Genomic DNA, 11,044 nt, shown 5'->3' on the forward strand with positions numbered 1-11,044 from the left:
GCCGGTCGGGGTGATCGGGGCGAACTTCGAGGCCCGCCCCAACGTGGTGGTCGACGTGGCATCGCAGCTGCTGAAGTCCCGCAACGCCGGCGTGCTGCGCACCGGCTCGGCGGCGATCGGCTCGGCCGCCGCGCTGGTCGACGAGGTGCTCGCGCCCGCGCTGTCCGGCGCCGGACTGGACCCGGCCGCGGTCCAGCTGGTCCGGGTGCCGGGCCGCGACACCGCCCGCGCCCTGGTCGCCCAGCCCGATCTGGTCCCGCTGGTCATCCTGCGCGGCAGCGGGGACAGCACCCGGGAGCTCACCGCGGAGGCGGCCCGGCACGGCGTCCGCACGCTGGCGCACGCCGACGGCGGCGGCGTGCTCTACCTGGACCGGGCGGCCGACGAGGGCAAGGCGTTGGAACTGGTGCGGACCAGCCTGGACCGGCTCGGCGTGTGCAACCGGCTGAACCTGCTGCTGGTCGCCCGGGACCGGTGGGACGCGCTGCTGCCCGGCGTTCTCGGTGTGCTGGCCGAGCTGGGCATCCAGGCCGACCTGCCGCCGCACGACCACCCGCTCGGACTGGAGTGGGCACTGCAGGACGGCCGGGAGGCCACCGTCACCGTGGCACCGGTGGACGGGCCGGCCGAGGCGGCGGCGCTGGCCGGCGCAGAGACCTCCGGACTGGCCGCCTGCATAGCCACCGAGAACCCGGCTGCGGCCGCCACGTTCCTCGACGCGTACTCGGGCACCGGCGCGTTCTGGAACGTGACCACCCGGCTGCTGGACGGCTTCAAGCTGCTCGGGCTCCCGGAGACCGGCATCAATGTGGACCGGGTGCCTGGCCCACGCGGCCCGGTCACCTTTCTCGACCTGCACCTGCGCCAGTTCGTGGTGACGCCCCGCTGAGCTGAGGGCTGAGCGCTTCAGCGCTGTTCGTTGATCCGGATCAGGTTGCCCGAGGGATCGCGGAAGGCGCAGTCCCGAATTCCGTACGGCTGATCGGTCGGCTCCTGGACGACTTCGGCGTCGCTGGCCTGCAGCCGCTCGAAGGTGCCGTCGAGGTCCTTGGTGGCCAGGACGATGATGCCGAAGGTGCCCTTGGCCATCATCTCGGCGATGGTGCGGCGCTCGTCGTCGGTGATGCCGGGACTGGCGCCCGGCGGGAACAGGACGATGGACGTGTCGGGCTGGTCGGCGGGGCCGACCGTGATCCAACGCATCCCGTCGTAGCCGACATCGTTGCGGACCTCGAAGCCGAGGGTGTCGCGGTAGAAGGCCAGGGAGGCGTCCGGGTCGTTGTGCGGGAGGAAGCTCGAGTGAATGGTGATGTCCATGCCGGTCACGCTAGTTGCGGCTCGCTGACCGGCGCTTCTCGATTCCTGATCGGCCTGGTCACCTGTTTCGCCACGCACGACGGCATCCCCGCCGTCGCCTGCGCCGCCTCGCGCCGGTAGGTGCTGGGTGGCACGCCGACCAACTCGGTGAAACGGCTGCTGAAGGTGCCCAGCGACGAGCAGCCGACCGCGAAACAGACCTCGGTGACGCTGAGGTCGCCACGGCGCAACAACGCCATCGCCCGCTCGATCCGCCGGGTCATCAGATAGCTGTACGGCGACTCGCCGTAGGCGCGCCGGAACTCCCGACTGAGGTGCCCGGCCGACATGTGCGCGCCGCGGGCAAGCGCCTCGACGTCCAGCGGCTGCGCGTACTCCCGGTCGATCCGGTCCCGGACGCGGCGCAGCAGCGCAAGGTCGCGCAGGCGCTGCGTCTCGGCGGGGCTGCTGGTCACCTGCGGCATCGTGCCACGTCGCACTCGAGTTGCCCAGCCGGCGCAGCTGCCACCCGACCGAAGCCTCAATGCGCAGGACCGTCCCGCAGCAAGGTGCCGGGCCTGGGTCTACCCGAGCGGATATCTGCCTCAAGTGCCAGTAACGGCATGACCTCAGGTCCAGGCGGGCGATCCGTCCTGGTGATCGCAAGCCATAGCCGCCGAATTCACGGATGTTGTAGCACAGCACGAGGTGTTTCCCTCATGGGCGTAGTGCACTTCCACCTGGACGCCACCGCGGGCGACCGGCCGGGCAGTGGCATCACTGCAGCGTGCGTTCGGCGGCACCCTAGCCCGCGATTGACGTAGATGGGTACTGGTTCTACAGTCGGTGCACTTTATTTCCCGGAAGGATACAAATGCGTAAATTCTGGGCTCCGGTCCTTACCTCTGTACTGGCCCTGGCTTTCTTCGTTGTCGGAAGTCCTGCGGCCAACGCCTTCGGGAGCGAAGTGCTCGGCTGCGCGGTCGGTACGTACGGAGCGTGGACCGCCAACTACTGTGAGGGAGGAGGCGATCCTGGTTACTTCGTGATCCACTACTCGCCGCACAACCTCTCCGGCACATACTCCACGAGTTGGACCGTGACGGGCCCAACTGGCGCCGCCCTCGGCACCTGCGGCACCACGGCAGCCCCCTGCATCTCCAGCGGATGCACCTTGTCCTCGCTCACCTGCGACGTCAGGGATTACAGCAGCTATGTGAACAAGACGTACACCGCCACCCTGCGCCTGACCCAATCGGGCCTCACCAGGACTATCCAGGCGCAGGGCGTGATCGGTGGACATGACCCGTGCACCCGGTGCTAGACCAGGTCGCGACTGAGGCCTCCGATCCGCCGATCAGTACGGCGAGCGGCCGTAGCCGAAGGCGAACAGCGGTGTCTTGGCGTCGCCGGTGTTGATCGGCTCGTCGGTGACCGCGCTCGGCCAGCTCATCGGCAGCTTGCCGGTGTAGCCGCTGCCGAACAGGTTGTCGACCAGGCCGCCGCCCTCGGTGCCGGGCAACCAGGCGGCGACGAACGCGTTGGCCTTGACCACCTGATCCTTGATGATCACCGGCCGGCCGGACTCCAGGATCGCGATGCACTTGGTGACCCGCGAGCAGATGTCAGACAGCGCCGCGGAGTTGTCGCTGCCGAAGGCGAGCGTCGAGCTGTCCCCCTGGCCCTCTGCGTACGGCGTCTCGCCCCCGACCCAGATGCCGACGTCGGCCTTGTAGTTGCCCTTGGTCCTGGTGCCCACGTTGGTCACCGTGATGCCGGTACCGGCGACCTGCTGCTGCAGCGCCTGCCAGAACGTGGTGCCGCCGGTCGTGGTCGCGCCGCTGGCGCCCTGCCACGAGATCGACCAGCCACCCATCTGGTTGCCGATGTTGTCGGCGTGCTTGCCGCCCACAACGATCTTGTACGTGCCGGTCTTGGCCAGCGGCAGTACGCCGTCGTTCTTCAGCAGCACCTGCGACTCCCGGACCGCCTGGCGGGCCACCGCCCGGTGTGCGGCCGAGCCCACCCCGGCGGTGTAGCTGCTGTCGGTGTACGGGGTGTTGAACAGGTCCAGCCCGAACTTCGCGGTCAGGATCCGGGTCACCGCATCATCAACGCGCGACAGCGGAATCTGTCCGCCGTTCACACCGGCCACGATCGCGTTGATGGTCTCGACGTAGATGTCCGGGACCATGATCATGTCGATGCCGGCGTTCACCGCGTGCGCCACCTGAGCGGCGTAGGTCGAGTCGGGCAGCTGCTTCACCCCGGCCCAGTCACTGACCACGAATCCCTTGAAGTTCTGGGCACCCTTGAGCTTGTTGGTGATCAGGTACGTGTTGCCGTGGTTCTTCACGCCGTTCCAGCTGGAGTAGCTGACCATCGCCGAGCCGACGCCGGCGGCGATCGCCTGGGTGTACGGCGGGACGTGGATCGCGTCCAGCTCCGCCTCGGTGATCCGGGCGTCGCCCTGGTCGATCAGGTAGCCGCTGCTGCCGGTGCCGTACGTGGTGCCGCCGTCGCCCACCCAGTGCTTGGCGGTCGCCAGCACCGACGTCGAGCTGAGGCTGGCTCCCTGGAAGCCGGCCACCGCGGCGCCGGCAAGCGCGCTGCCCACCGACGGGTCCTCGCCGAAGCTCTCGTACGTCCGTCCCCACCGGTCGTCCCGGGCAACGCACAGGCACGGCGCGAAGGCCCACCGGATGCCACTGCCCAGCACCTCCTGCCGGGTCACGTCCTCCACCTGCTGCACCAGCGCGGCGTCGCGGGTCGAGCCCAGGCCGATGTTGTGCGGAAAGACGGTGGCGCCGGCGATGTTGTTGTTGCCGTGCACCGCGTCGATGCCGTACAGCAACGGGATGCCCAGCCGGGACTTCAGCGCGTAGCTCTGGAAGTCATCGACCATCGCCTTCCACTGGGTGGCGGTGCCGCCGGCGCCGTTCGGACCGCCGCCACCACCGCTGAGCAACGAGCCGAGCCCGTAGGTGGTGATGTCGGTCTTGCTCTTGAGCGAATCCCAGGACGGCTGGGTCATCTGCCCGGCCTTCTCGGCCAGCGTCATCTTCGACAGGCAGTCCGCTGGTGAGATGCATGCCCCGGCGGCGCCCGCATCTTGGGCGGGCAGCAACGCCAGGACAGCGGCGATGAGCGTAGCCACGGCGGCGCCAGCTATGGATCGCCTCAGGTGGCGACGGCTAAGGCGGTCGAACCGAAATGTAGACATGAGCTTTCCCATCCGTTTCCAGGGTTCTCCGAGCGCACCCTGGATCGGCGACCAGCGAAATGCATTCCGGAAAACTCATCTGAAAACGTATGGTGGCCGCCCCGATCCGTCAATGTCCGCACGCTCAGTGAGTCCTGGTCAGGTCAGTGAGTCCTGCTCAGGCCAGCGAGTCCTGCTCAGGCCAGTGAGTCCTCGTCAGGCCAGCGAGTCGTCGTAGCCGGCGGTCAGCGGGCCGCCGGCCTCACCGGTGTTGACCACGCCGGCCGGCTCGATCAGCACCGCGCGGACCTCGCCGTCAGCGATCGGGCAGTGCTCCACTCCCCTGGGCACCACCACGAGCTGGCCGGGCCGCAGCGTCACGTCGCCGTCGCGAAGCTGGATCACCAGCGTGCCGTCGAGCACCAGGAACAGCTCGTCGGTGTCCTCGTGGCTGTGCCAGACGAACTCACCCTCGAGCTTGACGACCTTGATCTCGTAGTCGTTGAGCCGGGCGACCACCTTCGGCGCCCAGTGCTCGGTGAACGCGGACAGCTTCTCGTCGAGGTCGACAGTGATGAGGGCCATGGGCAAGCTTGGCACGAGACGGCAGCGCTCAGCCGCCGACCAGCCAGCTGCCGATCACCTTGCTCATCCCGCCGGCCTGCGGCCGGAACCCGAGGGTGTCATAGAACGGCTGCATGTCATCGGTGAACAACCCGACGTGCTGACCCGGCACGGTGGCCAGCAGCCGGTTGACGACCTCCCGTCCGATCCCCTTGCGGCGATGCGGGGTCGCGGTCCAGATGTCGACCAGGTAGGCGTTGCAGACCCCGTCGCTGAGGATCCGGCCGTTGGCCACGTACTGCCCGTCGCAGGTGCCGAACACCACCGCGTGGGAGTTCTCGTGCGAGCGGCGGTACTGATCCGGGCTGCGAAGGTTGTCGAAGTCGTCAGCCACCAATGCCTGCTTGAGCGCCGGCCAGTCGACGCCGGCCAGCTCGGAGGAGAACTCGATCTCGGTCACCGGCCGAGCATCTCACGCGCCGCGGCTTAGGCTGGGTCGGCAAGCGCCAGACTGCCTCGACCCACGCCGCCGCCAGGAGTTCAGTCCATGCCTTTGGCCGATTTCCCCCGCTATCCGCTGCTGTTCGGGCCCAGCCCGGTGCACCCGCTGGAGCGCCTGAGCGCTCACCTGGGCGGTGCCCGGATCTGGGCCAAGCGCGAGGACTGCAACTCGGGCCTGGCCTTCGGCGGCAACAAGACCCGCAAGCTGGAGTACCTGGTTCCGGAGGCTCTCGCGCAGGGCGCCACCCACCTGGTGTCCATCGGTGGGGTGCAGTCCAACCACACCCGCCAGGTGGCGGCCGTCGCGGCCCGGCTGGGGCTGCGGGCCAGGCTCGTCCAGGAGAGCTGGGTGGACTGGCCGGACGCGGTCAACGACCGGGTCGGCAACATCCTGCTGTCGCGGATCATGGGTGCCCGGGTCGAGCTGGTCGAAGCCGGCTTCGGCATCGGCTTCAAGGAGAGCTGGGAGAACGCCCTGGCCGAGATCAGGGAGTCAGGCGGCGTTCCCTACGCCATTCCGGCCGGCGCGTCCGACCATCGGCTGGGCGGCCTCGGCTTCGCGAACTGGGCGGAGGAGGTGCGACAGCAAGAGGCCGAACTCGGGGTCTTCTTCGACACCATCGTGGTCTGCAGCGTCACCGGCTCGACGCACGCCGGCATGATCGCCGGGTTCGCCGGTCAGGACCGGCCGCGGCGGGTGCTGGGCATCGACGCCTCCGCCAAGATCGACGAGACCCGGGCCCAGGTGGAGCGGATCGCACGGAACACCGCCGAGCTGATCGGCCTCGGCCGCGAGTTGCGCGCGGACGAGATCACGGTGCTGGAGGGCTGGGCCGGGGACTACTACGGCATCCCGGTCCAGTCCACCCTGGAGGCGATGCGACTCACCGGCAGCCTCGAAGGCGTGATCATCGACCCGGTCTATGAGGGCAAGTCGATGGCCGGACTGATCGAGCTGGTCAGTACCGCAGAGATCGGCAGGGACTCGACGGTGCTGTACGCCCATCTCGGCGGCCAGCCCGCGATCAACGCCTACAGCGCCCTGTTCAGGACCTGAGAAATACAGCGCACTCCCTCGGATGAGGTCAGCCGTACGTGCCCAGGCGCAGGCCGGCGGCTACCGTCAGGCCATGACCTCTGAGAAGTTCACCAAGATCGCCGACGATGCGGTGGCATCGTGGTGCGCGCAGTATCCCGACGAAGCGACCTTCCTCGGCGAGCACCGTTACGACGACCGGCTCGGCGATCCGACGGTGGCCGCCGCGCAGCGGCGCCGGGCCCAGCTGAACACCCTGATCGGGCAGCTGGCCGAGCTGCCGGCCGACCAGCTGGACACCGCCGACGCGGTCGATCGCGACATCCTGCGCACCGCCGTCCAGAGCGAGTTGCTCGCGCTGACCGACCTTGACGAGGCCAGCTGGAATCCGATGCTGCACAACCCCGGCCAGGCGCTGTACGGGCTGCTGTCGCGGGACTTCGCGCCGCTGCCGCAACGGTTGTCGAGCGTGGCGAGTCGGCTGCGCCAGGTCCCGGACTACCTGGAGGCAGCCCGCGGCCGGCTGAGCGACATGTCCAAGGTGCATGTCGAAACCGCCATCGGGCAGCTGGACGGCACGCTCGCCCTGATCGAGGGCGAGATCCCGGCGGCGCTGGCCGAGGCCGGCACCGGCACCGACCTGTCGGGCGAGATCAGCCAGGCCGCGGCGGCGGTCCGGTCCCACCAGGACTGGCTGCGCGGGCAGCTGCCCGGGGCCCAGCGCTCGCCACGGCTGGGCAAGGAGCTGTTCGCCGACAAGCTGGCGCTCACCCTGGCCACCCCCTGGCAGCCGGCCACCCTGCTCGACCAGGCCTATCGGGATCTGGACCTGGTCGAGGCCGAACTCTCCGAGCTGACCGGCCGGACGACCGGCTCCGGCACGGCTGACCGGGCGGCGATCGCCGCCGAGTTCAGCCGGCTGGCTGCCGACGCGCCGACCAGTGACACCATCCTGCAGCTGTGCCGGGAGGCGCTCACCGAGACGACCGAGTTCGTACGCCGGCACGACCTGATCACCCTGCTGGACGACCCGGTCGACATCATCGAGATGCCCGAGATCGACCGAGGCGTGGCGGTCGCCTACTGCGTTCCGGTCGGCCCACTCGAGACCGCCCCGCTGGCCCCCCAGTTCGCGGTCTCCCCGACCCCGACGGACTGGTCGCAGGACCGGGTTCGCTCCTTCTACCGCGAGTACAACAACCACATGCTGCACAACCTCACCATCCATGAGGCGATGCCCGGCCACGTCGAGCAGCTGTCCCACGCCCATCGTTACCAGGCCAGCAACCGGGTCCGCGGCGTGTTCATCAGCGGCTCGTTCGTCGAGGGCTGGGCGGTCTATGCCGAGGAGCTGATGGCAGGCCTGGGGTACCGCAGCGACGTCTCTGCCGAAGCCGCGGCGGGGGTGCGCATGCAGCAGCTGAAGATGCGGCTGCGCAGCGTGCTCAACACCATCCTGGACGTGTCCTTCCACACCGGCGACCTCGACGAGCGCCAGGCCATGGAGCTGATGACGGTGCGCGGCTACCAGGAGGACGGCGAGGCCGCGGGCAAGTGGCGGCGGGTGCAGCTGAGCTCGACCCAGCTCTCGACCTACTACGTGGGCTACCTGGAGGTCAGCGGGCTGGTCGCCGAGCTGCGCCGGGCACAGCCGTCCTGGTCTGACCGGCAGCTGCACGACGAGGTGCTGAACTACGGCTCGCCACCGGTCCGCTACCTCCGCCAGCTGTTGGGACTCCCGCCGGCCGAATAAGTGAGGAGCCGATCAGTCCAGCGCGAGCGCCGCAACGATGGACCGCAGCGAAGGCAGCAATGAACCCGCCGCTGCGCCCGGCCATCGGGATCGCGCACCGGGGCTTCTCCCCAGACGGCGCCGAGAATTCGATGACGGCGTTCCAGGCCGCCGTCGATCTGGGCTACCGGCACCTGGAGACCGACGCGCGGGTGACCGGCGACGGGGTGGCGCTCGCCTTCCACGACCCGATCCTGGACCGGGTGACCAACTCCCGCGGAGAGCTGCGCCGGCTGAGCTGGCGTGAGGTCCGGACGGCGCGGATCCTGGACCGGGAACCGATCCCCCGGCTGGAGGAGGTGCTGTCGGCCTTCGGCGGCGGGGTGAGCGTGAACATCGACGTCAAGTCCGATGCCGCGGTGGGACCGACGCTGGACGCGATCCGGCGCACGAACGCCTGGCACCGGGTCCGGCTGGCCGCCTTCTCCCCGGCCAGGCTGCTGCAGCTGCGCCGCAGCGCGGGCCCCGGCACGCCGAGCGCCCTGACCGCCACTGAGGTGCTGGCGTTGCGGCACGGCCGGCTCGGCCTGCTCCCCGGCCCACCGAGGCGCACCGGCCTGGCCGCCCAGGTGCCGCCCCGGGTCGGCCCGCTGGAGATCCTCCAGCCCCGGTTCCTGGCAGCCGCCCGGGCCAGGGCCATCGAGGTGCACGCCTGGACGGTCAACCGGCGGCCCGAGATGGTCAGGTTGCTCGACCTGGGGGTCGACGCGATCATCACCGACCGCGCGGACCTGCTGCGCGACGTGCTGCGCGAGCGTGGTCAATGGCCCGGCTGACCGCCACCGGTGGCGCTGCCGACGCCGCCACCGCCACCCGGTTGCGGCAGCGGCGTGGCTGGTACTTCTACGGCTGGGCGAGCCACGTGTTCCCCACCATCGTCGTCACCGTGTTCATGGGCCGCTACCTCACCTCGCTGGCCGAGAATGCCGTCGGCAAGACCGGGCGGGTCTCGGTGTTCGGGATTCCGGTGGCACCGGGAAGCCTCTTTCCCTATGTCGTGTCCTTCGCCACGGTGCTGCTGCTGGTGGCGATGCCGGTGGTGGGCGCGATCGCCGACCGGACCGGCGCCAAGCGCGAGATCCTGCTCGGTTTCGGCTGGCTGGGCGCCGCGTCCTGCGTGGCGATGTTCGCCGTCCGGGGTGCCAACTGGCGGCTCGGCGCGGCGCTGTTCGTGCTGGCCTTCGTCGGGTACTCCTGCGCCACGGTGGTCAACTACGCCTTGCTGATCGAGGTCGCCGACACCGCCGACCGGGACCGGGTGTCCTCCTTCGGCTGGGCGCTGGCCTACATCGGCGGCGGGCTGCTGCTGGCTGCGGACTTCGTGCTCAGCCTGTTCCTGCACGACAAGGCGCTGCTGGCCCGGATCTCGCTGTGCTCGGCGGGGCTGTGGTGGGCGCTGTTCAACATCAAGCCCTGGCAGTTGCTGCGTGGCCTGCCGAAGGCCCCGTCCGCGCCGGCCGCCGCCGAACCGGTGCTGCTGGCCGGCTTCCGGCAGCTGCGCCGCACGATCGCCGAGCTACGCCGGTACCGGTTGACGCTCGCCTTCCTGATCGCCTTCCTGGTGTATAACGACGGCATCCAGACGGTCACCACGGTCGCTGCCCAGTACGGCGACAAGGAACTCCAGCTGGAGGACACCGTGCTGCTGTCGGCCATCCTGCTCGTGCAGTTCGTGGCCTTCGGCGGCGCGATCTGGCTCGGCCGGCTCGCCGGGCGGTTCGGCGCCAAGCGGGTGGTGCTCGGCTCGCTGGTGGTGTGGCTGCTGCTGGTGCTGGCCGCCTACTTCGTCCGCGCCGGGGTGGCCTGGCAGTTCTACCTGCTGGCGATGGGCATCGCCGTGGTGCTCGGCGGCAGCCAGGCCCTGTCCCGGGCGATGTTCTCCCGGCTGATACCGCGCGGCTACGAGGCGGAGTATTTCGGCTTCTACGAGATCAGCGACTCGGGAACGTCCTGGCTGGGCCCGCTGATCTTCGGGCTCGCCTACCAGCTCAGCGGCTCCTACCGCAGCGCACTGGTGTCGCTGGTCGCGTTCTTCGTCCTCGGCTTCGTGCTGCTGTTGCGGGTGCCGCTGCGCACCGCGATCTCCCAGGCCGGCAACCTCGCGCCGGAACGGGTCTGAGAGCCGCGGCGGTGGCCGGGTCCGATATGCGAGTAACCTCGCAAGCCGTGTCTGTTACCCGTGCCGAGGGGTCCTCGGGCCGCGACGGCGCGCTGGCCTCGGTTCCCGCCGCCGGCAACCGCCGCGAGATCCCGATGCCGGCCCACCTGAAGTTCTTCTACGGGCCGATGGACTGCGGCAAGTCCACGCTGGCCCTGCAGGTCGACCACAACCACGCCAGGCAGGGCCGGTCCGGGCTGATCCTGACCCGCTACGACCGCTCCGGCGGGGCTCAGGTCACCACCCGGGTGGGGTTGAGCCACGACGCCATCGAGGTCACCGACTCCCTGAACCTCTGCAAGCTGGTCCGTACCCACTGGGCGCTGGGCCGGCGAGTGGACTACCTGATCGTCGACGAGGCCGGGTTCCTCAATCCCGAGCACGTCGACCAGCTCGCCGAACTGGTCGATGACTACCACGTCGACGTCTACTGCTTCGGCCTGTTGACGGACTTTCGAAGCCTGCTGCTGCCCGGGGCGAAGCGGCTGATGGAGC

Annotated in this window: 11 protein-coding genes and 1 pseudogene; 7 read left to right on the forward strand and 5 right to left on the reverse strand. The window is 69.4% G+C overall.

What is annotated here, in order from left to right; genetic code table 11:
- A partial coding sequence (locus VF542_RS03640; RefSeq protein WP_408650344.1) for an aldehyde dehydrogenase family protein occupies positions 1–889 on the forward strand: 889 nt, incomplete at its 5' end.
- Positions 890–906: 17 nt separating this feature from the next.
- On the opposite strand, the gene VF542_RS03645 is transcribed toward VF542_RS03640, so the two are convergent.
- Both VF542_RS03645 and VF542_RS03650 read right to left on the reverse strand, forming a co-directional pair.
- On the reverse strand, positions 907–1,317 hold the full coding sequence (locus VF542_RS03645; RefSeq protein ID WP_408650345.1) for a VOC family protein: 411 nt from the start codon (positions 1,315–1,317) through the stop codon (positions 907–909).
- Positions 1,318–1,322: 5 nt separating this feature from the next.
- Positions 1,323–1,772 (reverse strand): helix-turn-helix transcriptional regulator, encoded by a 450-nt coding sequence (locus VF542_RS03650; RefSeq protein WP_408650346.1) that lies wholly within the window; start codon positions 1,770–1,772, stop codon positions 1,323–1,325.
- A 623-nt stretch (positions 1,773–2,395) separates the two neighbouring features.
- On the opposite strand from VF542_RS03650, the gene VF542_RS03655 reads away from it, so the two are divergent.
- On the forward strand, positions 2,396–2,620 hold the full coding sequence (locus VF542_RS03655) for a hypothetical protein (protein WP_408650347.1): 225 nt from the start codon (positions 2,396–2,398) through the stop codon (positions 2,618–2,620).
- A gap of 33 nt (positions 2,621–2,653) precedes the next feature.
- Here VF542_RS03655 and VF542_RS03660 read toward each other — a convergent pair whose 3' ends face one another.
- The 3 genes from VF542_RS03660 to VF542_RS03670 all read right to left on the reverse strand — a co-directional run bounded on the left by VF542_RS03660 (position 2,654) and on the right by VF542_RS03670 (position 5,522).
- Positions 2,654–4,453, reverse strand: a complete 1,800-nt coding sequence (locus VF542_RS03660) for a glycoside hydrolase family 3 protein (protein ID WP_408650348.1) — start codon at positions 4,451–4,453, stop codon at positions 2,654–2,656.
- A 261-nt stretch (positions 4,454–4,714) separates the two neighbouring features.
- Entirely contained in the window at positions 4,715–5,083 is a 369-nt protein-coding gene (locus VF542_RS03665; RefSeq protein WP_408650349.1) for a cupin domain-containing protein, read from the reverse strand.
- Between the two features lie 28 nt (positions 5,084–5,111).
- Positions 5,112–5,522, reverse strand: a complete 411-nt coding sequence (locus tag VF542_RS03670; protein WP_408650350.1) for a GNAT family N-acetyltransferase — start codon at positions 5,520–5,522, stop codon at positions 5,112–5,114.
- 87 nt (positions 5,523–5,609) lie between these two features.
- Between VF542_RS03670 and VF542_RS03675 the strand changes: the two genes are divergently transcribed.
- The 5 genes and pseudogenes from VF542_RS03675 to VF542_RS03695 all read left to right on the forward strand — a co-directional run.
- The gene (locus VF542_RS03675; RefSeq protein ID WP_408650351.1) at positions 5,610–6,620 is read left to right on the forward strand and encodes a 1-aminocyclopropane-1-carboxylate deaminase; all 1,011 of its coding nucleotides are present in this window, start codon (positions 5,610–5,612) and stop codon (positions 6,618–6,620) included.
- Positions 6,621–6,693: 73 nt separating this feature from the next.
- Entirely contained in the window at positions 6,694–8,352 is a 1,659-nt protein-coding gene (locus tag VF542_RS03680; protein ID WP_408650352.1) for a DUF885 domain-containing protein, read from the forward strand.
- Positions 8,353–8,411: 59 nt separating this feature from the next.
- Entirely contained in the window at positions 8,412–9,167 is a 756-nt protein-coding gene (locus VF542_RS03685) for a glycerophosphodiester phosphodiesterase family protein (protein WP_408650353.1), read from the forward strand.
- Complete coding sequence (locus VF542_RS03690) at positions 9,155–10,510, forward strand: MFS transporter (RefSeq protein WP_408650354.1); 1,356 nt, start codon at positions 9,155–9,157, stop codon at positions 10,508–10,510. Before VF542_RS03685 ends, VF542_RS03690 begins: the two co-directional genes overlap by 13 nt.
- Positions 10,511–10,557: 47 nt before the next feature.
- Positions 10,558–11,044: pseudogene (locus tag VF542_RS03695) on the forward strand (thymidine kinase); the annotation flags it as partial.

The sequence above is a fragment of the Jatrophihabitans sp. genome, from assembly GCF_036389215.1.
Classification (GTDB): Bacteria; Actinomycetota; Actinomycetes; order Mycobacteriales; family Jatrophihabitantaceae; genus Jatrophihabitans_A.

What these genes read in the sequence shown, in the direction of transcription:
- VF542_RS03675 (WP_408650351.1), top strand. Translation starts at nt 5,610, where the DNA reads ATGCCTTTGGCCGATTTCCCCCGCTATCCGCTGCTGTTCGGGCCCAGC.
- VF542_RS03690 (WP_408650354.1), top strand. Translation starts at nt 9,155, where the DNA reads ATGGCCCGGCTGACCGCCACCGGTGGCGCTGCCGACGCCGCCACCGCC.
- VF542_RS03685 (WP_408650353.1), top strand. Translation starts at nt 8,412, where the DNA reads ATGAACCCGCCGCTGCGCCCGGCCATCGGGATCGCGCACCGGGGCTTC.
- VF542_RS03645 (WP_408650345.1), bottom strand. Translation starts at nt 1,317, where the DNA reads ATGGACATCACCATTCACTCGAGCTTCCTCCCGCACAACGACCCGGAC.
- VF542_RS03680 (WP_408650352.1), top strand. Translation starts at nt 6,694, where the DNA reads ATGACCTCTGAGAAGTTCACCAAGATCGCCGACGATGCGGTGGCATCG.
- VF542_RS03665 (WP_408650349.1), bottom strand. Translation starts at nt 5,083, where the DNA reads ATGGCCCTCATCACTGTCGACCTCGACGAGAAGCTGTCCGCGTTCACC.